At 63.7% G+C, this 21,184-nt stretch carries 28 protein-coding genes and 1 tRNA gene; 14 read left to right on the top strand and 15 right to left on the bottom strand.

From position 1 onward, the window contains the following. Positions 1–84 precede the first annotated feature (84 nt). Both TX79_RS18395 and TX79_RS18390 read right to left on the bottom strand, forming a co-directional pair. Positions 85–1,323: a C45 family autoproteolytic acyltransferase/hydolase gene (locus TX79_RS18395; protein WP_049929112.1), complete on the bottom strand. Its 1,239-nt coding sequence runs from the start codon at positions 1,321–1,323 to the stop codon at positions 85–87. Between the two features lie 159 nt (positions 1,324–1,482). After that, positions 1,483–1,665: a hypothetical protein gene (locus TX79_RS18390; protein WP_049929111.1), complete on the bottom strand. Its 183-nt coding sequence runs from the start codon at positions 1,663–1,665 to the stop codon at positions 1,483–1,485. 332 nt (positions 1,666–1,997) lie between these two features. Here TX79_RS18390 and TX79_RS18385 point away from each other — a divergent pair, with 332 nt between their 5' ends. Both TX79_RS18385 and TX79_RS18380 read left to right on the top strand, forming a co-directional pair. Next, positions 1,998–2,204 (top strand): hypothetical protein, encoded by a 207-nt coding sequence (locus TX79_RS18385; RefSeq protein ID WP_049929110.1) that lies wholly within the window; start codon positions 1,998–2,000, stop codon positions 2,202–2,204. A gap of 126 nt (positions 2,205–2,330) precedes the next feature. Continuing rightward, a complete protein-coding gene (locus TX79_RS18380; RefSeq protein ID WP_326544642.1) occupies positions 2,331–2,501 on the top strand; it encodes a hypothetical protein in 171 nt (56 codons plus the stop codon). Between the two features lie 51 nt (positions 2,502–2,552). On the opposite strand, the gene TX79_RS18375 is transcribed toward TX79_RS18380, so the two are convergent. The 5 genes from TX79_RS18375 to TX79_RS18360 all read right to left on the bottom strand — a co-directional run bounded on the left by TX79_RS18375 (position 2,553) and on the right by TX79_RS18360 (position 6,882). Further along, on the bottom strand, positions 2,553–2,708 hold the full coding sequence (locus TX79_RS18375; RefSeq protein WP_154660593.1) for a hypothetical protein: 156 nt from the start codon (positions 2,706–2,708) through the stop codon (positions 2,553–2,555). A 750-nt stretch (positions 2,709–3,458) separates the two neighbouring features. Beyond that, a complete protein-coding gene (locus TX79_RS19780; protein ID WP_195892535.1) occupies positions 3,459–3,623 on the bottom strand; it encodes a hypothetical protein in 165 nt (54 codons plus the stop codon). 687 nt (positions 3,624–4,310) lie between these two features. Continuing rightward, positions 4,311–5,189 carry a hypothetical protein gene (locus TX79_RS18370; protein WP_049929107.1) on the bottom strand — a complete coding sequence of 293 codons (879 nt, stop codon included), beginning with the start codon at positions 5,187–5,189 and terminating at the stop codon, positions 4,311–4,313. A gap of 160 nt (positions 5,190–5,349) precedes the next feature. Further along, a complete protein-coding gene (locus TX79_RS18365; RefSeq protein WP_049929106.1) occupies positions 5,350–6,132 on the bottom strand; it encodes a DNA-methyltransferase in 783 nt (260 codons plus the stop codon). Beyond that, positions 6,133–6,882 carry a DNA methyltransferase gene (locus TX79_RS18360; RefSeq protein WP_230198617.1) on the bottom strand — a complete coding sequence of 250 codons (750 nt, stop codon included), beginning with the start codon at positions 6,880–6,882 and terminating at the stop codon, positions 6,133–6,135. It lies immediately after the preceding gene. Positions 6,883–6,943: 61 nt separating this feature from the next. Here TX79_RS18360 and TX79_RS18355 point away from each other — a divergent pair, with 61 nt between their 5' ends. Next, complete coding sequence (locus tag TX79_RS18355; RefSeq protein WP_049929103.1) at positions 6,944–7,180, top strand: PadR family transcriptional regulator; 237 nt, start codon at positions 6,944–6,946, stop codon at positions 7,178–7,180. Positions 7,181–7,880: 700 nt separating this feature from the next. Here TX79_RS18355 and TX79_RS18350 read toward each other — a convergent pair. Beyond that, positions 7,881–7,956 (bottom strand) — tRNA-Arg (locus TX79_RS18350). Positions 7,957–8,062: 106 nt separating this feature from the next. Then, positions 8,063–8,203: a hypothetical protein gene (locus TX79_RS19775; protein WP_195892534.1), complete on the bottom strand. Its 141-nt coding sequence runs from the start codon at positions 8,201–8,203 to the stop codon at positions 8,063–8,065. 92 nt (positions 8,204–8,295) lie between these two features. On the opposite strand from TX79_RS19775, the gene TX79_RS18345 reads away from it, so the two are divergent. The 6 genes from TX79_RS18345 to TX79_RS18320 all read left to right on the top strand — a co-directional run bounded on the left by TX79_RS18345 (position 8,296) and on the right by TX79_RS18320 (position 12,402). Continuing rightward, positions 8,296–8,862 (top strand): DUF7437 domain-containing protein, encoded by a 567-nt coding sequence (locus TX79_RS18345; protein ID WP_049929102.1) that lies wholly within the window; start codon positions 8,296–8,298, stop codon positions 8,860–8,862. Continuing rightward, the gene (locus tag TX79_RS18340) at positions 8,862–9,404 is read left to right on the top strand and encodes a hypothetical protein (RefSeq protein ID WP_049929100.1); all 543 of its coding nucleotides are present in this window, start codon (positions 8,862–8,864) and stop codon (positions 9,402–9,404) included. Before TX79_RS18345 ends, TX79_RS18340 begins: the two co-directional genes overlap by 1 nt. 223 nt (positions 9,405–9,627) lie before the next feature. Continuing rightward, the gene (locus TX79_RS18335) at positions 9,628–10,236 is read left to right on the top strand and encodes an AAA family ATPase (RefSeq protein WP_049929099.1); all 609 of its coding nucleotides are present in this window, start codon (positions 9,628–9,630) and stop codon (positions 10,234–10,236) included. Then, positions 10,233–10,646, top strand: coding sequence for an RNA-binding domain-containing protein (locus TX79_RS18330; RefSeq protein ID WP_049929098.1), 414 nt, complete (start codon positions 10,233–10,235; stop codon positions 10,644–10,646). Before TX79_RS18335 ends, TX79_RS18330 begins: the two co-directional genes overlap by 4 nt. 122 nt (positions 10,647–10,768) lie before the next feature. Beyond that, positions 10,769–11,683 (top strand): CBS domain-containing protein, encoded by a 915-nt coding sequence (locus TX79_RS18325; protein WP_049929097.1) that lies wholly within the window; start codon positions 10,769–10,771, stop codon positions 11,681–11,683. Between the two features lie 239 nt (positions 11,684–11,922). Further along, positions 11,923–12,402, top strand: a complete 480-nt coding sequence (locus TX79_RS18320) for a hypothetical protein (RefSeq protein ID WP_049929096.1) — start codon at positions 11,923–11,925, stop codon at positions 12,400–12,402. A gap of 200 nt (positions 12,403–12,602) precedes the next feature. Here the strand turns inward: TX79_RS18320 and TX79_RS18315 are convergent, their stop codons facing one another. From TX79_RS18315 to TX79_RS18300, 4 genes are all read right to left on the bottom strand, one after another. Continuing rightward, positions 12,603–13,175, bottom strand: a complete 573-nt coding sequence (locus tag TX79_RS18315) for a hypothetical protein (RefSeq protein WP_154660592.1) — start codon at positions 13,173–13,175, stop codon at positions 12,603–12,605. Between the two features lie 232 nt (positions 13,176–13,407). Further along, positions 13,408–14,793, bottom strand: a complete 1,386-nt coding sequence (locus TX79_RS18310) for a signal recognition particle protein Srp54 (RefSeq protein ID WP_049929094.1) — start codon at positions 14,791–14,793, stop codon at positions 13,408–13,410. A gap of 114 nt (positions 14,794–14,907) precedes the next feature. Continuing rightward, entirely contained in the window at positions 14,908–15,345 is a 438-nt protein-coding gene (locus tag TX79_RS18305) for a hypothetical protein (protein WP_049929093.1), read from the bottom strand. A 4-nt stretch (positions 15,346–15,349) separates the two neighbouring features. Next, positions 15,350–15,898: a winged helix-turn-helix domain-containing protein gene (locus TX79_RS18300; RefSeq protein ID WP_049929092.1), complete on the bottom strand. Its 549-nt coding sequence runs from the start codon at positions 15,896–15,898 to the stop codon at positions 15,350–15,352. Positions 15,899–16,017: 119 nt separating this feature from the next. Between TX79_RS18300 and TX79_RS18295 the strand changes: the two genes are divergently transcribed. From TX79_RS18295 to TX79_RS18275, 5 genes are all read left to right on the top strand, one after another. Continuing rightward, positions 16,018–16,311 (top strand): hypothetical protein, encoded by a 294-nt coding sequence (locus tag TX79_RS18295; RefSeq protein WP_049929091.1) that lies wholly within the window; start codon positions 16,018–16,020, stop codon positions 16,309–16,311. Between the two features lie 80 nt (positions 16,312–16,391). Next, a complete protein-coding gene (locus TX79_RS18290; protein WP_049929090.1) occupies positions 16,392–16,634 on the top strand; it encodes a type II toxin-antitoxin system HicB family antitoxin in 243 nt (80 codons plus the stop codon). A gap of 68 nt (positions 16,635–16,702) precedes the next feature. Next, complete coding sequence (locus tag TX79_RS18285; protein ID WP_081655646.1) at positions 16,703–17,869, top strand: YihY/virulence factor BrkB family protein; 1,167 nt, start codon at positions 16,703–16,705, stop codon at positions 17,867–17,869. A 49-nt stretch (positions 17,870–17,918) separates the two neighbouring features. Then, positions 17,919–19,358 (top strand): dihydrolipoyl dehydrogenase, encoded by a 1,440-nt coding sequence (locus tag TX79_RS18280; RefSeq protein ID WP_049929270.1) that lies wholly within the window; start codon positions 17,919–17,921, stop codon positions 19,356–19,358. A 55-nt stretch (positions 19,359–19,413) separates the two neighbouring features. Further along, the gene (locus tag TX79_RS18275; RefSeq protein ID WP_049929089.1) at positions 19,414–19,614 is read left to right on the top strand and encodes a hypothetical protein; all 201 of its coding nucleotides are present in this window, start codon (positions 19,414–19,416) and stop codon (positions 19,612–19,614) included. Between the two features lie 46 nt (positions 19,615–19,660). Here TX79_RS18275 and thiM read toward each other — a convergent pair whose 3' ends face one another. After that, positions 19,661–20,500: a hydroxyethylthiazole kinase gene (thiM, locus tag TX79_RS18270; protein ID WP_049929088.1), complete on the bottom strand. Its 840-nt coding sequence runs from the start codon at positions 20,498–20,500 to the stop codon at positions 19,661–19,663. Next, entirely contained in the window at positions 20,493–21,161 is a 669-nt protein-coding gene (gene thiE / locus TX79_RS18265) for a thiamine phosphate synthase (protein ID WP_049929087.1), read from the bottom strand. The genes thiM and thiE overlap by 8 nt, the downstream gene beginning before the upstream one ends. Between the last annotated feature and the right edge of the window lie 23 nt (positions 21,162–21,184).

Below are 21,184 nucleotides of genomic sequence, written 5' to 3'. Positions count from 1 at the left end.
ATATCCCAACGTCGTGCAGGAAAGTCGACAGTGGAACGCAATAGACGGGACGGACGGTCGCGTCCCGTACCGCCGGCCGTGTCGCTACCGGGACTGAACCCGTTCGAGCCAGCGTCCGCCCGTCCGGAGATCGGCCGGCACCTCCTCGCCGAACCGACAACGCGTGCGCTCGGTTTCGCAGGGGTTGCCCATCCCGACTTCGATGGTTGGCGAGCCGCCCTCGAAGATAGCCGTACTCGCCGTCGTGAGCTGGCCGAACGCGTGCTCGCCGACCTCGGGTTCGGGGTGGCGACAGATCGAGTCGTCGCCCGGTCCGTTCGTGTGATCCTGGGCGATCGTCCACAGGTCGTCCCGGTCGATCCGCGCGGTGCCCTCGAGCAACTCGCGGGCGCGCTCGCGTCGTTTCGTCGAACTCTCGGTCTGCGTCGACTCCGAGCGAACGAAGTGGTTCGTCCGCGTGACGACCCGCTCGTCGTCGACGATAATTCGCTCGGCACCGGGGTCGACTTCGAGCAAGACGGCGTCGGTGTCGTCCGCGAGAAACAGCGTCTGCCCGCAGAGTCGGCGAGTAGGGTAGGACTCGAGTTGTGCCCGGGCCTCGTCGACCGTCGCCGTCTCCTCGAGCAGCATGCGGATGACCGTCCCGTTGCGAAGTTGCTTCTCGGGGGCAACCGACTCGCACTTGCTGTCGATGTACGTGTTCGCCGCGACCAGTCCCTGGTCGTTGACCCCCTTGAACATCGCGACGGTCCCGCAGGTATCGACCGTCAGGATCCCGTAGTAGTCGTCGATCGGCGGTTGCTCGACGACCGACTTCGGTCGCGTCCCGCGGCCCGCGATGTCGCGGTTCTTGAGTACCAGCGGGCCGCCGGCCGCGTCGTCGCTGGCCGCACCCTCGACGCTCGCCCCGGGGTCAACCCGCTGCGGCGAGACCAGCACGTTGGTACAGCCGTTCGCCGTCCCCATCGGGTTCTTCTCGGATCGACCCTCGCCCCTCGAGAGCTTCTCGCACAGCTCCGAGTACGCGAAGGCGTAGACCTCGTAGACGTCGGCGTCCACGTCGAAGACCTCCGCCATCGCCTCGTAGGCCCGGTCGTGTCGCTTTGGGAGGCTCTCGCGACTGCGCCGGGCGTACTCGAGCAGCGGCTCGAGGTCGACGTCCCGGGCGGCGATCAACTCCTCGAGTTCGTCGATCGCCCACTCGACGGCCTCGCGTTCGGTCTCCGCGCGCCGGCGGGCCTGTTCGGCGAAGGAGTCCGCGCCCGCGATGGTGTCGCTGTACGCGATCGTCTCGGGGCTCGTGTCGACGCCGGTGTCGTCCATGGCTGAACGAGAGGACTCGACCCGGTTGTACTCCCGGCATGCAAGCGAACGGTCGTCGATCCGCGTCCGTCACGTGGGCGCGAACGGCGACTCTCGAGCGGGCCGGGACCGACGCGGACGTTCCGGGGACGGCGTGAGACGGCGATCCGACGTGGGTCGTCACTCGAAGTCCGGTTCCGAGAACGTTCCGGGAGCGATCGAACAGCCACAGGGGGCCGCAACCGCGTCGGTCGGTCCCAGCACCGAGACCGTGGCGACCCGGCGGCCACAGTGGGGACACTCCGGCAGCTCTCCCTCCTCCACCCCCTCCGACGAAGGGGGGTGGTCGGCCCCGTCGCTCATCGGGACCTCCAGGCGGCGGGGGGGCTCCCGCTCGTCGTCGCTGCTCGAGGTGGGCGATTCGTCCGTCGGTAGTGCGTCGCGTGGGCTCCGTACATGGTTCGACGTCTCGTCGGTGGTCGCCGTCCCCGCGTGGCGTTCGCCAACTCATACCGGGGACGGCCAGCGTTCGTTCCCCCTGTCAAGCGTCTGCAACTTATACCTACTGCTAGCAACCGACAATATTTGCGAGAAGCGATTGGAATCGGTTATCGACCCCAGTGACGTGACCGGTCCAGTCCCACCGTGCGGGAGGTGGGCGACCGACTTATCTTCCGTGAGTGCGAACCACACACATGGCCACAGAGGTAGAACACGCGTGTCCGGAGTGCGACAGCGTGGGGCGACGCCGGGCCGACGAGTCGCTGGGCGGTGCGACGTGTTACCTGTGTCTAGCCGAGGACTGCCCCGTCGTCGAGTACACCAGCGACGGGCGCGTGTCCCACGAAGCCGGCTGCCCCGAGATGAAACGCGCGGTGTTGACCGACCGGGACGACCTGTAGGCAGCCGACCTGCCGTTGTGACTCAGATCACAACAACACTGTGAGGAGTCGCGTACTCGCACGTCGCTTTTCGTGGTCGATTCGAATCTCGCGAGTGGGATGTCAGGCGATGGGGATGACCGACTGGTGGCAGCGTGCGAAAACTGCGGCTCCGTCTACGCTGCTCTCGAGCACTCCGACGGTACCATCCGGCCCATCGGCAGCCGCGACGGCTGTACCGCCTGCGGCGAAACGGCGTTCACGCCGCTACCGGACTTCGAGGACGACTCGAAGGCTGCCGGTGCCGGTGACGAGTAACGCGAGTCGATAGCCGACGGCGTCGAATCGCCGACTCACTCGAGCGGTCGGCTACTCGCGTTCCGATTCTTCCTCGCGTTCTGCGGTCGGCTCCCGCGGCGACGCGTTGGACTGCCACCACTGCACGGCGATCGCCGGGAGTGCGAGGACGAGCAGTGCCAGTCCCGCGGCCACGAGCACGAGAAGCCAGCCGATAGCCTCGAGCATCCGTCTCTCGTCATCCAGTTCGTTCGCGTCCGGTATATCGGTTGCCCGCACTCGAGGGGCGTCGGCGGTCGTGACGCCGCGCACAACGCTCGAGCGGCGAGCGACAGTAACGATCAGTAGCGAAGGACAGCTCTCCCGAGGCCCCACGTCACTCCAGCGAGGACGGAACGAGGAGCGTCGAGCCGACGCCACGGCCGAACCACCAGTAGACCAGCCCGACCGCTATCCAGCAGTGATCGCCTCGAGTATCACCTGCCGAGTCGTGATCCAGTCGCTCATCGTCGAGACGGGCGGGTGCGCTATTTGCTGTGTGCACGTTCGCGTATTTAATTACGAAGGCGACGAGTAACGCGAGTCGGTGACCGACGACGTGTGGCCACTACGAAGGTCCCACCCCACGGTGGCCAGTCCGGCCAGCCGACACAGGCGGGACTGAACGGGGCCGGCGTCGAGCGAACGCGAGGCGTTCGCGATGCTCGAGGGGGATTTCGTGGTAATTCGAACCGCAGCCGGACGAGCGATTCACTCGAGTCGCGCTTACGGGCCGGGCGTCGCGTGGGTGATTTCGTTGGGAATCGATGCCGTCGGCGTCTCCCCCCGTACCGACGGCCATCGCCGCGGACGAGACGGACTGCCGTCGGGTCGCCGACGCAGTCGCAGGGTGGTCGCGGCTGCGCCGACACTGGCGGCCAGCAGCCCGTCCGACTGTCGCCGCGACGCCCGGCATACCGCCGCGGCTCGAGCGGGTGGTCACTCGAGCCGCGAGGCGGTGATCGTCCCGGGAGCGACCCGACAGCCACAGGGGGCCGCGACGGCCTCCCCGGGACCGACCACCGTCACGGTGGCGACCGGGCGATCACAGCGCGGACAGCTCGAGAGCGGTGCGTCGGGCGGACTGTCGGCGTCACCGCTCATGGCTGTCGCTGGGGGTACGGGAGGGTACTCGAGGCGGGCGATTCGGCGGTCGTGCGGGACGTTTATATCCCGGTAGAATGTACGCAAACATGGCTTTCGAACCCTGCATGGGTTGGAAGCCGCGTCTCGGGTGTTCCAGCACCCGGGACATTTCGTGTGTATGTCCCCGCGGAGACGGGCTTCCGTGTTGTACGTTGATGTGAACCGACTTATATCTACTGCTAATTGACGTGGATATTGCGTCGTTAGTATGGATTGTGGGCGATTTTGGTGGGTGAGAGTTTCTTCGGATACTTCGGGAGGAGTCGAGGTCGTGTGCTCGAGTCGTTCACACGCTGATTTTCCTAATGCGCCTCACGGCCTTCCGGTGTAACCGGTCCGGATCTGTCGTTGCAGGTCATGTTCGTGGACACAAACCGCTATTCCTAGATTTTTGCGGCTACTCACTCGCGGTTCAGTTATAAATGTGGTATCGGGATCCGATGTGATCGGGTCGATCGGCACGCCCATCGCGACGGTGATCGACGAAATATGAACACGGCCGATTCGTGCTTGTGTTCATATTCGGGAAATCGATCTTCGCGCTGTGCAACCGGTGGGTGGTTGGCTTGCAACCCCACGCGCTGGAACGAATGCCGTCTTTTTGCTAGGACAGTTGAGGCCACCACTGGAATAGAATACTTCCAATCAGGTTACGTCAGAGATGCGGGAGTAGTCGATAGATCTCGTCTGCAACTCGATATTTTCGTCGTACGCATTGTAAATATTCTTATCTATCTTTCCACCATTTCGTCCGTCATAGTGCATCTCATGCCACCAGATATGTTTCAGGCATTGTTCATCGTTGAGATCACCGATACCAGTCGTGACTTTGAACAGGATCTCAGCAAAGTGGAGATCATCTAGTGTCGGCATCTCTGGGTCTGGGTTACTCGGTGACGGATATTTATTTGGAAAAACAACCACATCGGGGATGACACGACCGTTCTCCGTACGGGCACCTGCTGGAGGATCGCGAATAATCATGTAACCTGGGTCTTCGTCTTGGTTTAATCCCCACCGCACTGCTCGGTTGATGACCTCGTTCAGCCGAGACGCAGGGGACTTGGTGTTGCGAGCATTCCGCTCGCTCCACACCATCAGTGTGTCTGTATTGGTTGGAACCAGCAGGTGACCGATGCTCTGTCCTTCACCACCCTTCACGTCCATCGCAAAGACCTCCCCCGTGTCTTTGAGCCGACCTTTGAAATCGATACGTTCACTCCCACGCTGGTCAGTGAACGAGAGATATCCTTGCTTCTCGGCCGGTTCTAGGAAAACCTCGCGAACAATGTCCTCATTGTCCGCGCCGTGGGACTGACGGAAGGTTCCACCGAGTGAGAAGACCGCATCCTTAAGTTCACGTTGATAGTCACCGGCATTAATATCCCACTCCTCAAACACCTCTGGGTGTTCATTCCCAAGCGACTGGATTAGCTCTTTAACCTCGTCCAAGGTCTTTTCACGCTTGTCGGTACCTAAGTCCGTAAACCCAAGTGTATCGGTCCATGGATCCTTGTCAGTCACATAGACAAACCTATCCTGCGGCGAAATAATCTATGAATCCCTGTTTTCCTATGCATAGGGCTACACCTATGGTAGTAATATACCTGGTATTTGAGAATTAGGTGAAACAGAGAGAGTCCGTATGCACATTACAGTTATTCAGATAAGAAACTGGAGGATATTAGAACTCAGTTAACGAGCGTTGCTGTAACGACGCGAGCCGCTCAGAGATAACGTCTCGGAACTCCTCGTTCAGCTCGTAGCCAATACATCGGCGATCGAGTTCGAGAGCAGAAGCTGCGGTTGTTCCACTTCCGAAGAACGGGTCAAGCACTGTATCGCCGGGGTCCGTCGAAACCTTGACGATGCGGTCGATGAGCGATGTCGGGTAAGGGGCCTGATGGAGTACGTTCTGGCCTACAGTCCCTCGCTTGACCGGGTGCCGCCACAAATTACCAAGACGGTGTTCTTCCGCAACAGCAGGGTCTTCGAGCCCGTTCTGTCCCTCTTCTTCGCGGAATTTGTGGTCCTTCGACTTGGAGAGGTAGACAACGTACTCCTTCTTATTCACCACGTTGCGGTCGGTCATGCCGGCGATAGCGGTAGGCTTGTACCAAGTGACCATATCTTGGAGAACGAATCCAACATCCTCAACCCGTTCAGCAATGTGGTACGGAAGGAGTCGGAGGTCGCCACGCTCCATGACGGTATCAACGACCACCCACATCGTTCCGTCATCGCGTAGTACGTCGTAACACTCGCTCCAAACGGCCTCCATTCGGTCGTGGTAGTGTTCGTACGACTCGTCGGCCGTTCCGATTTGGTTCTCGTGTCCGTAGTCCTTGAGGTCCCAGTAGGGTGGTGAAGTGATAACCGACTGTACAGTGCCATCCTCGACCTCGGTCATCTCTTCGCTCGTACTCCAGTGAATTTCGAGGTCGTCGATTGCGTCAAGGTCAACCATCTATTCGTTCACCTCTTCACGTAGCGCGGTCGCATCAAGTGGTTCAGCAACGCGTTCCTCCTCGGAGAAAACACCTTCAATATCATCTGTCCAGAGTGTATAGATGGTTTCGCCTTCATCGGAGCCCACGAGAATACACCGGCGGAGCGCCTCGCGAAGTGGTATTGTCTCTACCTCGTCGACCTCTTGGTTATCTGTCTGCGTGCGGTCTTCATCTAGCCAGACGTTGCCCGGGTCCTTGCCGTCTGGATTGTATCGGCGAACCTTAGTGTCGTGGTAGGCGCTGTTACCTTCCTCACGTTCGCCTCCCCATTCGTTCCCTTCGTATACGTGTGCCACCCGAATATCGTCCTTGTAGAACTGATACTTCCGTTTGTCTTTTACGAAGAACAGAATTTCATCATATGCTGATTCCATATCGCCGCCACGGTCCTCCCACCGGTGGACTGTTATCGTGTTCTTCAGGGAGAGCCCTGATTCTTCTCTGGCGTAATCAGCTACCGCCATTGCAACAGGCCACATCCGGCCGTCTCGGTACGCGTTCGGCGCGACGACCCACAATGTCTCGGTCGGGTCCATGCGATCGTAGATAGCACTCCAGATCCCCTCTGTCGCGTTTAGGACATCTTCTTGGATGTCGGCGTTCGACACCACCCGTCCGAGATCAACGAGGTACATCTGATTGATCTCTCGTTTCCCACTTTGGGTACTTGACTGTTGCACCATCTTCACTAATAAGTAGTCGGTCACCTATGCATAGACATTCGGGTATGCATCGCTTATCAACGACCCATGCAAACCCCAAGACAAGATGGGGCTAACGCTGACGGACGCGAAGCGTAGGATACTCACTCTACTTGATGAAGAGCCCCGCCACGGCTACGCACTCGCCAAGGACCTCGGTAGACAAGGACCTACAGTGTATGAACACCTACAGGAACTGGAAGAGGCCGGCTATGTCGAGGTCGAAGAGCAAGACCGGCGGAAGGTGTACTCGCTTACTGAGCGTGGCAAGCTCATTCTACAAGCCGAACGCACCAATGAGTAGATACACTACCAGAGATGGGACGCACTACTGAATGATGGAAAATATTATCGTAGCTATTGTCAACAGCACAGTGGCGTAGCCGTTAATTTGTGTGTTTGGCCTTAGCCGAAGTTCTCTCCCACCTGTCTGTAGTACCACACCTCTCACGTTCTCTTGCCATTATGTTTCATTTCACATTATCTTAGTGTTCCGATATAAAGGTAGAATCCACGCAATCGAATGGCAGCGGTACGAAGGCGGGCAGTTGATTTGGAGCTTTGGCCTTACCCACTAACCCGGAATTTGACCCGTCGGATCGGATTCCGGGATGAGTGCGGCTGGGGCCGAACGCAGCGTTATCGAGTATCGGCCCCGACCGCACCCGCCAGGATCCCCGGTATTCTGGAAAACGCAACCACAAAATAGTGAAATAAGCCAGAACGATAGTGTTGCCACTACTCCAGGCAGCGGTACCGGGGCGCGATCGCGAAGCCGCGGCCCTGCTCGGTAACGATTTCACCGAGGTTGACCAGGCGCTCCTCGAGTCGGTCGGCGTCCTAGGCTACCCTCGAGATGGTAGCACGATTCGAAATAGCGTCTCTGAAAACGGTTCTGAGGGGGCACGATGGGATTTGAACTACGCCGTCGGCTCGCTATCGCTCGCCGCCGTCTACTTCAAATCCCACGTGCCGGTTCACTCGTCACTCCGCGACTCGTTGCACGGGCACGATGGGATTTGAACCCACGACCGTCGGATTAGAAGTCCGACGCTCTAATCCGGACTGAGCTACGTGCCCTCGAGTTCTTCTCACCGACCGAACGGCTTAAGCGGTGTGGATTCCCCGCTGTGGAACCGACACGGCGGGCTGTGAGTCCACATATCGCCCACGTCCCCACGTAGACTCACAGGTCCATGAACCGCAGGAACAGGCCGAGCAACAACAGCCCGATCCCGATCGTCGACCCCACGAACGGCGGCAGGACCGGAATGGGGAGCACGATCAGGAGAACGGCGACGAGGATCACCGTCGTGGACAGGCGCATGCGATCCGCGTCCACCTCGAGCCCTAAAGTCTCGAGGGGGCCGAGAACTCCGGGAGAAAGCTTAATACACGATACATAGAACGTGTATTCGAATGTCGGTCGACGATCATCTGGCGTCGCCGCGGGATCCCGAAGGGCCAGTCAACGATCTACTCACGTACGCTCAGCTGCTGAACTCCCCGCAGCTGGCTCGACTGTACAGCTACGTGCTCCAGCACGGACCGGTCGAAATCGAGGCGATCAAGGAGGACCTCGAGATGCCCCACTCGACGACGTACAAGTACGTGGGCCAGCTCGAGGAGATGGGCGTGCTCACCCGTCACGACGAGGAGTCACCGGCGACCGTCACCGCGACGCCGATTCACCTCGAGATCGAAACCGACCAGGGAACCGTCACCGCGTCACCGACGCTCGTCGAGGCGATCGGTCGGCAACTCGAGGACGAGGACCTCCGCGTCTTCGTCGATCGACAGGGAATCGCCAAGCTGGCTGGGGCACTTCACTACGCGCGTCGAATACGAAACGGGGAACTCACCCAGCGAACGGCAGCGAACAGGCTGGGCGTCCATCCAGTCGAAGGCATGACCGTCTTCACCGCACTGCAGGACGTCATCGAAGACGTAGCCGAAGACGACCCGCATCTGGAGCGATCGGAGTAATGTCGGCGGCGGAGAGTCCGCCCGATAGCACCATCGTGATCGATAGCAGTGTGCTGTTCGCGATGGGAGGGCCGACGAACGAGAAGTGCCAGGCGTTCGAACGGTTCGTTCGCCGTCGAAATATCACCGTCCGCGTCCCACAACGGGTCGCCGAAGAACTCGGGGAGAGTCCGGACGACTACGGCTATCAGCGCGATCGGCTCGAGCACGCACGAGAGGCCGGATGGCTCGAGTCGGCGACGATCGACTTTTCCATCCCCCGGGTTTCGACGGTCGTGGATAAAACGCGGCATCGAATGCAGCAACTGTCCGCGGACGACGTCACAGAAGACCAGATCGAAAAAACGGATACCGTTCTCGCCGGGCTCGCGTACCAGTACGCCAGCAACGAACCGAGACACGTTACCGTGCTGGTGAGCGACCGAGTCGCCCACCGAGCGATCGAAGACGTGTTGACCGCAGTCGGTGTCGACGACAGAACGCAGGTCGTCGAAGGTCGAGCGTTCCTCCAACGCCTGCTTTCCGAGTCGACAGAGAACTGAACGCTCGAGCGGGCTCTCGAGCACGAATCTGGCACTGGATACGCTATCATCGACCGCTTTCTTCCCCTCGCGATTGCAGACCGACCTCGCGACACGGGGAGGGACTGACAGGGGCTTTCGTAGTGTTCGCAACGATCACTACAGCACGCGTTTCTCGAGTAGACAGACCACCGACCGAGGCAAGGCACAGTCCTTAAGCGCCCGTCACCGGTACTAGCCGGCGATGCACGTCATCGGAACGGTGGGACTGCCCGGCAGCGGGAAGGGCGAGGCCGCCACCGTCGCGCGCGAGGAAGGGATCCCCGTGGTCACGATGGGCGACGTCGTCCGCCAGGAGACGGCCGACCGCGGGCTGGACCCGGCGAAGGATCACGGCAAGGTCGCACAGGCGCTACGCGACGAACACGGCCCAGCGGCGATCGCCGAGCGGTCGCTCCCGATGATCGAGGACCGCCTCGAGGACCACGACGTCGTCCTCGTCGACGGCATTCGCTCGGACGTCGAGGTCGACGCCTTCGAGCGACGCTTCGACGAGAACTTCACCCTCGTCAGCATCGAGGCCCCGTTCGAGGTCCGCGCCGAGCGGATCGAGGCCCGCGGCCGGGACGCCGGCGCGGACGACGGCGGCGAACCCCTCGCGGCCCGGGACGAGCGCGAGCGCGGCTTCGGGATGGACGACGCGATGGCCCGGGCCGACGTCGTCGTCGAGAACACCGACACGCTCGAGGCGTTCCACGACCGGATTCGGGCGATCATCCGCGAGGGGCCGGCCGCCAGCGAGGGCGACGAAGCGCTCGAGCGACCCGACGAAGCCACGGAGGCCCGACGATGAGCGAGATCTACCGCGTCGACGTCGAGATCACGGCCCCGGTCTACGACACCGAGGTGACCAGCCGGGTCGCCGACGCGATCACCAATATCTTCCCGAACGCCGACCTCGAGGAGAGTTTCGGCGAGATCCGCGGCGAGACCCACTCGATGGAGCACTTCTCGGACCTGCTGTACCGCCAGGAGATCCTCGACACCGCCCGCGGCGAGTTCTTTTCGAATCGCGAGGGCGACGCCTTCGCCTTCGCCCTGAAGAAACAGGCCGCGTTCGAGGGCCGGGTCAACTTCTCCGTCGGCGAACCGGACGAACTCGGCGAGATCACCGTCCGCGTCCGCGTCGACGATCCGAGCGTCGAGGGCTATATCGACCACATCGCGCCGCCAACCGAGGACGGCCAGCCGGTCGACGCGTAGCGCTCGAGCCGGTACCGCTACGAACCGCCGTTCTCGACGCAATAGCACGTCCGACTCCGCTCGAGGCAGGTCGTGAGCAACGGCCAAGGAACGATATAGCGCCACCGCGTAGAGCCGTCGACATGCACGACACCATCCCCGTCGCCGAGATCATGGTCAGCGACGTGGTGACGGCCGAGACGGACGCGAGCGCGACCGACGCGGCCCGCCTGCTGCGCGACGAGGGCGTCAGTTCCGTCGTCGTCACCGAGGACGACACCCCCGTAGGCATCGTCACGGAGGGCGACATTGCGACCCGGCTCTGTCACCGCGAGGACTTCGGCTCGATTTCCCTCGCCGAGGCCATGTCGACGCCGCTCGAGACGATCACGTCCGACGCCTCCATCGTCGAGGCGGCCACGGCGCTGCGCGAGGACGGCCGCGAACACCTGCCGGTCGTCGACGAGACTGCAGGCGACCCCGGAGAGCTCGTGGGCATCGTCACGACCTCGGAGCTGTCGTACTACGTCCCCCACCTGGTCCACCGCCAGCAGCGGGCGGCGGCCGAGCGGCCCCGCCGACGGGTCCGGACCGACACCCAGTACGAGCGCGACGACTGGGCGTTCGAGTACCGCGGCGAGGACGAGTCGACCGTCTCGGTGGGCGACGTGGCCCGCTTCACGAAAACCATCTCGAGCGACGACGTCGAGGCGTTCGCCGAGGTCACCGGCGACACCAACCGCGTCCACCTGGATGACGCCTACGCCGCCGAAACCCGCTTCGGCGAGCGGATCGTCCACGGCGTGCTGGCAAACGGCATCGTCAGCGCAGCCCTGGCCCGCCTGCCGGGGCTGACGATCTACCTCTCCCAGGAGAGTAGCTTCCTCGCGCCACTGTCGATCGGCGACCGCGTGACCGCCGTCTGCGAGGTCTCAGAGGACCTCGGCGGCTCGAGGTACCGGATCGACACGACCGTCTCCGACGAGAACGAGACGGTCGTGCTCGAGGGCGACGCGGTGGTGTTGATCGACGAGGTACCGTCGGACGTCGACGACTAGTGTTGGACGTTACAGAGACTCGTCCACGGGAATATGCACGGCCGCTTCATAGCAACTGTCCGGGAGTCGTGCTGGAAAGCGGGTGACCCGCTGAAGCAGTGTTTTCTCGTGGAACCAGGTGTCAGCACATCGCTCACGGGCCACTCGCTCACGAGTCATTTCGTTCCCGTTCGCAACTCTCATCGGAACAGCGCCATCAAGTAGTCAAATTTTATTCCCGTCCATCCAAGAGAAAAATTATGCGCTCCCGTCGAACGACCCTCCAGGCGACGACGCCTTTGCTTGCCAGCCTGCTTTCCGGGTGTGTCTCCTCCGTTCTTTCTACTGACCACCCTCTTCTCGGCTGTATCGAGATCGTGAACGGAGACACTCGGCCGCATACTGTTCACGTCCGTGTCGAATACGAGGACGAGGAAATCCTCTCTAAGTCGTATACTATCGACGGTCGCGGGGAAGACGGACGGGATCAAGTGAAATGGATTCCACGGCAGTGGCCCGACGAACCGGGTCAATTCCGCGTCCACCTGCGTATGGATACCCATTCGGAGTGGGTAACGATCGAGTCGGAGGAAGAACTGGGCGAGTACGCGATGCAGATAGCCTATCGGATCGATTCAGATGGCCACGGAATACCCGTCTGGGAAACGATCGACGCTGACGAGTACACTCGAGAGTGTGACGAATCAATAGTGGCAAATCCGATCACAGTAGCCGAGTGAACTGATATGTAGAGACGGGACGACGTCGAGAGAGGCAATGTGACATCGAACCGAGGTCGTGCGTCCTCGAGGGCGACGCGGTCGTGTTGATCGACGAGTTGCCGTCGGAAGCCGAATCGTAGTAGGGAAAACGTCTGCAATTGCTATCAGTTGGAACGGCGATTCGAATGCGCTCGGGGCCCCAGCCCCGTCTCGTCGCATCAAACATCGTCCAGTTCCGTTCGATCTGCGTAGTGTTTCCAACACAGGATAGGGACGTCTGCCGTATAATTTCGCTCTTCAAACAGCATCGTCACCTCAATATAAGGCGGAATACTCTCGACTAACGTGTCGAAATCGGTTTCGGGTTCTCTCACCAGCTCTTCGCCCCCGTACTGGTAATCAATAGCGACGGTGACCCCGATATCCACTTCTCGGTCGAACAGCGACGGATCCGGGTCTCGACTCGTTCGGCTTTCATCGATATCGTCCCGTTCTATTACGCCCATCGAGGCCCCCGCATCTGCTAGGCCCTCATCGGACAGTAACGACCGCATTTCGTCGGCAGCGGCTGCTGTCGCTCGACGCCGCCCCCACTCGTCGAACGACATCGTTCTCTCGGACGAGTCATCGTACTCGATGCGAACCGCCTCGTCGTCTTCCAAATACTCGTATTCACGTTCGGGGGTCGCCGCTATCGAATACGGCTCAGCAGTACCCAGTACGGCAACGTCTTCGAACTGCGTGTCACCGCCACCAGTATCGTCGCTGTCGTCGGCGTCGAGCGATCCCAAACAACCAGTCGTCGGCAGTAGTACCGGCACGCTGCCCAGTAGTACGCGACGTCTCGTCACACCCCGGCGATTGTTATCCATACGATCGTCCCAGAATTTTGGGTCGGTCGAACGAATATCTTCTGTCCCGGTTACAGTTGGCGATGGGTCCAGAAAGGATCGAACGATACCCGCGAGCAGAACCGTGAAAGCCGCGTCCGACACCGCTACAGGGAGAAAACGCCAGGCGACTTCAGAACGGCCCCATCCCGCCCATACCGCCACCGCCGCCTTGCTGTTCCATCTGTTTCATCATGCGCTGCATCTCCTGCTCGGAGCCCATGTTCTGGAACTGCTTGATCGTCCGCTCCATCATCTTGTACTGGTCTAAGAGTTCGCGGACGTCGTCCTCGCTGGTACCCGACCCGCGGGCGATGCGCTCGATCTGGCTCTGCCCGATGGCCTTGGGGTACTCCTTCTCCGCGTCGGTCATCGAGTCCATGATGACCTGGAACCGTCGCATCCGGTCCTGGGTGACGTCCATCGCGTCGTCGGGCAACTGGTCTTTGATCCCGCTGCCGAAGCCGGGGATCATGTCCATCACCTGGTCGAGCGGCCCCATGTTGTTCATCGCCTCCATCTGCTTTTGCATGTCGTTCAGGGTGAAGTTGCCCTGCAACATGTCCTCGGGGTCCCAGTCCTCTTCCTCGATGTCCGTCTCCTGCATCGCGCGCTCGACGCGCTCTGCGAGCTGGGCGAGGTCGCCCATCCCGAGCAGTCGGGAGATGAAGCCGTCGGGTTCGAACCGCTCGACGTCCTGGACCTCCTCGCCGGTCCCGAGGAAGGCGATCGACGAGTCGGTCTGGTCCACGGCGGTCAGCGCGCCGCCACCCTTCGCGGTCCCGTCTAACTTCGTGATGACGACGCCGTCGATGCCGATCGACTCGTCGAACTGCTGGGCCTGCTCCTTGGCTCCCTGCCCGATCGCCGCGTCGAGCACGAGCAGCGAGGTGTCGGGGTCGACGACGCCCTCGATCTGCTCGATCTCGTCGATCAGGTCGTCCTCGAGCGCGTGGCGACCCGCCGTGTCCACGATGTGGACGTCGGCCTCGCTGGTCTCCTCGAGGCCCTGGCGGGCGATCTGCACCGGATCCTCGGCGTCGGGATTACCGTAGAAGTCGACCTCGGCGCGCTCGGCCATCTCCTTGGCCTGGTCGTACGCGCCGGGCCGGAAGGTGTCCGTCTGGATGACCGCAGGGCGTAGCCCCTTCGTGGAGAACCACCAGGCCATCTTCGCGGCGGAGGTCGTCTTCCCGGACCCCTGCAGGCCCGCCAGGAGGATGGTCTGTTCCTCGAGGGGAAGTTCGGTCGAGTCGCCGATGAGATCGACCAGTTCCTCGTAGACGATACGAAGGACGAAGTCCCGCGCGGGGGTGCCCGCGGGGGGTTCCTCCTCGAGTGCGCGTTCTTTGATGTTGTCCGAGAGCTCCTGGACCAGCGTGATGTCGACGTCGGCGGAGATCAGCGAGCGCTGGATCTCCTTGACGATCTCCTCGACGTCTTCCTCGCTGATCCGGGACTTGCCACGGAGCTTGTCGAGCGTGCCCCGGAGCGAACTGCCGAGATCGTCGAGTACCATTTGCTCGGAGTACGGGGCGACGGCGTTAAAGGCTTTTTCTACGACCGACAGGTCGTACTCAGGGTTGCGACCGACGAACCGGGGCGGACTGCGGTCGCGTACTCGCCCCTCGAGCTACGACCAGCTGTCCTCGATCCTGGTTTCGATCGCCGCGAGGACCGTCGAGACGACGTCGATCGGATGGAGCGACGGCAACTCGAGGTCGGTAACCGTCTCGGCGGTGGGCGGTTCGTGGAAGTGGAAGCGAGCGTCGTGGGCGTTCGGATGGCGATCCCAGTGACACTCCCACCGCTCGTGCTCGGCGGTTTCGACGTAGTGAAACGTGAAATCGCCGGTCGTAAACCAGCGAACGTCGAGCCGCGCGGACTCGACCGTAGGCGGATAGCGACGGGAATCGAGCGTCGCCTCGAGGGCGCGGGGATCGTCACCGCTCGGTTCGAACGTCGTTCGATCGACGAGCGGCTCGGCCGCGAGACGGCGCTCGAGTGCGCGAAGCGTCCGTCGATCGGGTGGTCCGGTCGACGGCCCCTCGTCGGCGGGTCCTTCGGACATCGGCCTACACCGGAACGAGGTGGCCGTCGTTCTGTGCGATCCGGCGGGCGAGGTCGTAGAGGCGAATCTCCCGCTCGATCGCTCGCCAGTCGCCGAGCAGTTCCATCCGTTCGTGGACCGAGTCGTGGTCGTCGCCAGCGTCGTCGGGGTCGAAGGCGGACACCGCCGACGGATCGGACGCGCCGAACCGATCGCGGAACGCCTCGCGTTCGGCTTCGAGCGTCGCGACGCGGTCGACGATCTCGTCGACGGTCCGTTCCTCGGCGATACGACTCGCTTCCTGCCACTCGAGGTAGCCGTCGTTGCGTTCGTACCGGAAGGGCTGGACGTCACGATGGGCACGGACGATGCCCATGTCGGCGAGTCGATCCAGGTGTTTCCTCGCCGCATTGGGAGAACAGTCGGCGATCCGCGCGATCTCGTCGTAACTCGTCGGCTCCGTGATTCCCAGGGCGGTTTCGTAAACGCGATCGAACGTATCCGCCCCCTCTCGCCACCGCTCCCGGACCGCGTCGATGGCCTCCCGATCGGGGACGGGATCGAACTCGGTCACGCCTCGTCCTACGACTGCGAGAATAATATGTGTTTGTACTCGCAGATATTTGATCGTCGTCGGCTGGCCCCGGTACAGATGACAACAGCCTTATCATTGGCGGAGGGATACGACCACGTATGCCCTCCGATGCCGACCTCGAGCCCGACGGCGGCGAACCCGTCGGCGTGTCCAGCGAGGAACTGTACACCGTCGTCCACGCTGCGGTCAAGGACGCGCTGTTGGACGTGCTCGCGACCCTTGCCTTGCTCGGGTTCGCGCTCGTCTTCCTCTATGCCGGCGCGACGAGCCTGCTCGAGGGGTCGACGGGGTTCGAGTACGTCGTCGGCGGAGCCACCGTCGGCCTCGGACTCGCCTTCGCCGCGGCGGCGTTCGACCTCGTGCCGTCGTTCCACGAGAAGCTGATCGGATAGGTGACCGAAAGACGGCGAACGCGACCCGACCCTCGAGCCACGTCGGTGCGTATTTCTGCCGACGTCGCCAATCGTCGGCTATGAGCTCCGACGACGTGCTCGACCTCGCGGATCTGGACGTCGATCCGGCCGACTACGAACCGCTGGCCGACGCCGACGTCCGCATGCGCGTCAACGAACACGGTCTACACATCGCCGACGACCTCGAGACGCAGGTCTCGAGCCAGGGACAGAGTCCCGAGGAAGCGATCGAGAATCTCGCGGAGGCCGTCGACTCCTACCTCGAGGCGACCGACGACGATCCGGGCGACGACTGGCTGTAGGGTCTCTCGGTGCTCGCAGAACGCGGCGTTCCGGTGCGATTATGTGAGCGTATCGGCTATCGGAAATTATGAACGTTCGGCGGGACCGCGTCGAGGAGGTGCTGCGGGCGCTCGTCCACGAACTGAAGGTCGAACGCGTCACCTTCATGGCCGGCAGCATCGCCTACAACGCCTTCCTCTCGCTGTTGCCGCTGTTGCTGTTTTTGCTCGCGATCCTCGGCAGTGCCGGCACCCAGGGACTCGAGGAGGCGCTGGTGTCGATCACCCGCGCGGCGCTGACCCCCGGCGCGGCGGACGTACTGGTCGCGGAACTGGAGTCGGCCTCGGCCGGAGCCTCGGCCATCGGACTGGTCGCGCTGGCCTGGGGGGCGTTGCGCATCTTCCGGAGTCTCGATATGGCGTTCTCGGACATCTACGAGACCCAGGCCGAGAACACGATGGTCGACCAGTTGCGCGACGGGCTCGTCGTACTCGCCACGGTGACGGCCGTCGTCGCCGCCGTCGCCGCCATCGAAGTGTTTACCCCCGGCGGCCTCTCCGGCCCCGGCGGCACCGTCGGCTGGATCGTCCAGCGACTCGTGCTCGTGCTCGCCGTCGCGGTCGCGATCGTCCCGATGTACTACCTCTTCCCGGACGAGGACGATATGGCCGTCGTCGAGACGGTTCCGGGCGTGGCCGTCACCGCGATCGGTCTCGTGGCCGCCGAATCGCTGTTTCGGCTCTACGTCGCCTACAGTTCGACCAACGCCGAGAACAGCCTGCTCGCCGGGATCATCGTCTTGATGTCCTGGCTCTACGTCAGCGGCCTCGTCATCCTCGTCGGCGCGGCCGTCAACGCCGTACTCTCGAACCGGAGCGAGGACGTCTCGATCGAACCCGTAATCGGCGGCGTTCCCGTCGACGACGAGGATTCCGGTCCGACGGATACCGCCGGCGACCCCGTCGCGACCGTGACGGAACTGCAGGAACGGTTGCCGACGGCGACCGACGTACGACTCGTCGTCGACGGCGAGTCGATTACGGTCCCACCGCCGGATCGCGTCGACGCCGACAGTGACACGTCGCGGGTCCCGTTCGTCGACGACACCGTCGGCGTCGGTCTCCACTGGAACGTCCGCGACGGCGACGGCGGTCTCGAGGGTTCCGGAGTGGACGCCGTCGCCGACGACTCCGGCGGAGACGCCGACGGGAGCGAGGGCGAACGGCGACGCCACGAGCCCCCCAGTCGGTCGTAACCGACTCGCAGGGATCGCTTTTAGGCGGCCGTCCGTGGTCGTCGCGCGTATGACCGAGTACGACGTCGTCGTGATCGGCGGCGGCTCCGGCAGCCAGGTCGCGACGGCCGCGGCCGAGCGCGGCCTCGAGGCGGCCGTCGTCGAACCCGGCCCGCTCGGCGGGGCCTGTATCACCCGGGGCTGTGTTCCCTCCAAGGCCCTGCTGCACCGGGCCGACGTGGCCGACGCGATCGGCCGTGCCGAGCGGTTCGGTCTCGAGGCGACACTCGAGGGCGTCGATTACGGTACGATCACCGCGTCGATCCACGACCTCGTCTACCGGAAGGCCGCCAGGCAGGAACGAAACCTCGAAGACAGCGAGAACGTCACTCTCTACCGCGGCGAGGGGCGGTTCGTCGACGACCGCACCCTCGAGATCGACCCGACCGACGGCGCGGGGACCGAGAACCCGGAGGAGATCCGCGGCGAGCACGTCGTGATCGCCGTCGGCTCCCGGCCGACGACCCCGCCGATCGACGGCCTCGAGGACGCCGATTTCCTGACGAGCGACGACGCGCTCTTCCTCGAGGAGCGACCCGACGACCTGGTCGTCGTCGGCGGCGGCTACATCGGTGTCGAACTGGGCTACTTCTTCGCCGCCCTCGGTACGGACGTCTCGATCGTCGGCCGCAGCGACCGGCTCCTCCCGGGCGAGGACGACGACGTGAGCGAGGCCGTCACCGACGCCTTCGAGCGCCGATGCGACCTCTACACCGGCTACGAGGCCGGCGAGGTCGCCGCGAGCGACGGGGGGATCGCGGTCACGGCGGCCCCGACGGCCGACGACGGGGAGACGGTCGACCTCGAGGCCGAGGAACTGCTCGTGGCGGCTGGCCGCCGGCCGAACACCGATACGCTGGACCTCGAGGAGACGGGGATCGAGGCCGACGACAAAGGACACCTCGAGACCGACGCGACGCTCGCAACGACCGCCGAGAACGTCTGGGCGCTGGGGGACGTGGTCGGCGAACAGCCGTTCAAACACGCCGCCGACTACGAGGCGGAGGTCGTCTCGGCCAACGTTCTCGACGATGCCGGCCGCGAGGTCGACTACACCGCCATGCCCCACGCCGTCTTCACCAGCCCGCAGGTAGCCAGCGTCGGCCACACGGCGAGCGACCTCGAGGACGCGGGTCGCGAGTACGAGGCCACGCTCGTGGGCTACGACGCCGCGCCGAAGGGACTGCTCCTCGAGGCCGAGGGGGCGTTCGTCAAGGTGCTCGCGGCTCCCGACGGCGAGCTCCTGGGCTGTCACGTCGTCGGCCCCGACGCCGCGACACTGATCCACGAGGTCGTCCTCGCGATGGAGCGCGCCGACGGGACCGTCGAGGACGTAGCCGAGACGGTCCACGTCCACCCGGCGCTGAACGAGATCGTGCTGAAAGCGTTCGACGAGGCCGCCGACCGCGAGTTCTCGACGGCTCCCGACTGGCGGGACGTAGGCGAGTGATCGGCACGCTCGAGCTTCGAAACCGTTACGTCACGGACGTAACACGTGAGAACCGATGGCCGATTCGATCGACGCGTGGCTCTCGAGTCGGAAAGCCACGAACCAACTGCTCGTCGCCGCGATCGTCGTCATCGCCGCGGGATTCGTGAGCGTCGGTGCCGGCCCGGACAACCTGCGCGTCGTCTCGGAACTGCTGCTCACCCTCGTGCTGTTCGGTGCCGCCGTCCTCGGCCTCGTGTGGCTGCTCGACGAGTGAGCGCCAGACCCGTCGACAGCCGTCGCGGGCCGCCGCGAGTCGCCGATCACTCGACCCGGCGGACCCGCTCCTCGAGCGCGAGGTCGCGCGCGACTTCGGGGGTGAGGCCGGCGACGGCGTCGCGGAAGTTCGTCCGGTAGCTGCCCGGTCCGCGGTGATCCATCGCGGCCGCGCGCTCGCCGGCGACGCCGAACGCGAGCGTCCCCAGCAGCGCCGCCGCGGGGTCGTCCTCGAGCGCGCCGCAGAAGGCCGCGACCGTCGCCCCGAGCATGCAGCCGGTACCGACGACCTCGCCGAGCATCTCGTGGCCGGCCTCGAGGCGGACCGCGCCGTCGGCGGTCGCGACCACGTCGTCGACGCCCGAGGCCACGACGACGGCACCGGTCGACTCCGCGACCGACTGTGCCGTCGCCTCGATCTCGTCGTACTCGCCGACTGATTCGACGCCCTTTACGTCGGCCTCGACGCCCGCCAGGGCACTGATCTCGCCGTAGTTACCCTTGATGGCGGCGAACTCGAGCTCCGAGAGGAGCCGTTCGGCCAGCGACTCGCGGGTCGGCGTCGAGCCGACGCCGACGGGGTCGAACACGACCGGGACGCCCCGTTCGTTGGCCCGCTCCCCGGCTTCGACCATCGCCTCGACGCGGTTCTCGGCGACCTGGCCCATGTTGAGCAACACGGCGTTCGCGAGGTCGGCCATCTCGCCGGCGTCGCCGGGCGTGTCCGCCATCACCGGGAGCGCGTCCCAGTGGAGGATGACGTTCGCGACGTCGTTGATCGTCACCGCGTTGGTCAGCGCCTGGACGAGCGGTTCCGTCTCGGCCAGCGCCGCGAGCGATTCCGCGAGCGCGTCGCCGGAGGCGTCGATCGTCGCTGGATCAGTCATGGCTCTCCCCTTCGGCCCCGTCCCCTTTCGCCGTTTCGACCGCAGTGGCGAGCGCCTCGGTCGCCGCCCGCGGATCCTCGGCGGCGGTGATCGCGGAGATGACCGCGACGCCCGCCGCCCCCGCCTCGACGACGGGACCGGCGTTGTCGGCCGTGATCCCGCCGATACCGACGACCGGGATCGAGACCGCGTCGGCGATTTCGGCGAACCGGTCCGTACCGAGGCCGTTCTTGTCCGCCTCGACGTCCTTCGAGGTCGTCCCGTAGACGGCCCCGACGCCCAGGTAGTCCGCGCCCGCGGACTCGGCCGCCACGGCCTCCTCGACCGTCGAGGCCGAACAGCCGACGACGGCCTCGGGACCGAGCAGGTCTCGAGCGACGGCCACCGGGAGGTCCGACTGCCCGAGGTGGACGCCGTCGGCGTCGATCGCCTCCGCGATGTCGACCCGATCGTTGACGATCAGATCGACGCCCGCCTCGGCGGTCAGCTCGCGTAGCTCGCGGCCGAGTTCGTACCGATGGCGGGCGTCGGTGTCCTTCTCACGAAGCTGTACGACGTCGACGCCACCCTCGATCGCCGCCTCGACGACGTGCGTCGTCGAGCGCCCCTCCGAGAGGGACGCCTGGGTGACGAGATACGTGCCGTAGTTCGACGGCTCCATGCCCGAAACGGCGGCGGGGAGGA

The sequence above is a fragment of the Halopiger goleimassiliensis genome (genome assembly GCF_000455345.1).
Taxonomy (GTDB): domain Archaea; phylum Halobacteriota; class Halobacteria; order Halobacteriales; family Natrialbaceae; genus Halopiger_A; species Halopiger_A goleimassiliensis.
Note: the sequence above shows the minus strand (reverse complement) of the source record. Positions and strands in the feature narration are given on the sequence as shown.

Bases quoted from the DNA above. Each gene is read 5' to 3' on its own strand.
- TX79_RS18355 (WP_049929103.1), top strand. From the start codon at position 6,944: ATGGGGCTAACGCTGACGGACGCGAAGCGTAGGATACTCACTCTACTT.
- thiE (WP_049929087.1), bottom strand. From the start codon at position 21,161: ATGGAGCCGTCGAACTACGGCACGTATCTCGTCACCCAGGCGTCCCTC.
- TX79_RS18285 (WP_081655646.1), top strand. From the start codon at position 16,703: ATGAACGTTCGGCGGGACCGCGTCGAGGAGGTGCTGCGGGCGCTCGTC.
- TX79_RS18295 (WP_049929091.1), top strand. From the start codon at position 16,018: ATGCCCTCCGATGCCGACCTCGAGCCCGACGGCGGCGAACCCGTCGGC.
- TX79_RS18375 (WP_154660593.1), bottom strand. From the start codon at position 2,708: ATGCTCGAGGCTATCGGCTGGCTTCTCGTGCTCGTGGCCGCGGGACTG.
- TX79_RS18365 (WP_049929106.1), bottom strand. From the start codon at position 6,132: ATGGTTGACCTTGACGCAATCGACGACCTCGAAATTCACTGGAGTACG.
- TX79_RS18330 (WP_049929098.1), top strand. From the start codon at position 10,233: ATGAGCGAGATCTACCGCGTCGACGTCGAGATCACGGCCCCGGTCTAC.
- TX79_RS18345 (WP_049929102.1), top strand. From the start codon at position 8,296: ATGTCGGTCGACGATCATCTGGCGTCGCCGCGGGATCCCGAAGGGCCA.
- TX79_RS18340 (WP_049929100.1), top strand. From the start codon at position 8,862: ATGTCGGCGGCGGAGAGTCCGCCCGATAGCACCATCGTGATCGATAGC.
- TX79_RS19775 (WP_195892534.1), bottom strand. From the start codon at position 8,203: ATGCGCCTGTCCACGACGGTGATCCTCGTCGCCGTTCTCCTGATCGTG.
- TX79_RS18310 (WP_049929094.1), bottom strand. From the start codon at position 14,793: ATGGTACTCGACGATCTCGGCAGTTCGCTCCGGGGCACGCTCGACAAG.
- TX79_RS18280 (WP_049929270.1), top strand. From the start codon at position 17,919: ATGACCGAGTACGACGTCGTCGTGATCGGCGGCGGCTCCGGCAGCCAG.
- TX79_RS18385 (WP_049929110.1), top strand. From the start codon at position 1,998: ATGGCCACAGAGGTAGAACACGCGTGTCCGGAGTGCGACAGCGTGGGG.
- TX79_RS18335 (WP_049929099.1), top strand. From the start codon at position 9,628: ATGCACGTCATCGGAACGGTGGGACTGCCCGGCAGCGGGAAGGGCGAG.
- TX79_RS18290 (WP_049929090.1), top strand. From the start codon at position 16,392: ATGAGCTCCGACGACGTGCTCGACCTCGCGGATCTGGACGTCGATCCG.
- TX79_RS19780 (WP_195892535.1), bottom strand. From the start codon at position 3,623: ATGAGCGGTGACGCCGACAGTCCGCCCGACGCACCGCTCTCGAGCTGT.
- TX79_RS18395 (WP_049929112.1), bottom strand. From the start codon at position 1,323: ATGGACGACACCGGCGTCGACACGAGCCCCGAGACGATCGCGTACAGC.
- thiM (WP_049929088.1), bottom strand. From the start codon at position 20,500: ATGACTGATCCAGCGACGATCGACGCCTCCGGCGACGCGCTCGCGGAA.
- TX79_RS18305 (WP_049929093.1), bottom strand. From the start codon at position 15,345: ATGTCCGAAGGACCCGCCGACGAGGGGCCGTCGACCGGACCACCCGAT.
- TX79_RS18320 (WP_049929096.1), top strand. From the start codon at position 11,923: ATGCGCTCCCGTCGAACGACCCTCCAGGCGACGACGCCTTTGCTTGCC.
- TX79_RS18275 (WP_049929089.1), top strand. From the start codon at position 19,414: ATGGCCGATTCGATCGACGCGTGGCTCTCGAGTCGGAAAGCCACGAAC.
- TX79_RS18390 (WP_049929111.1), bottom strand. From the start codon at position 1,665: ATGAGCGACGGGGCCGACCACCCCCCTTCGTCGGAGGGGGTGGAGGAG.
- TX79_RS18325 (WP_049929097.1), top strand. From the start codon at position 10,769: ATGCACGACACCATCCCCGTCGCCGAGATCATGGTCAGCGACGTGGTG.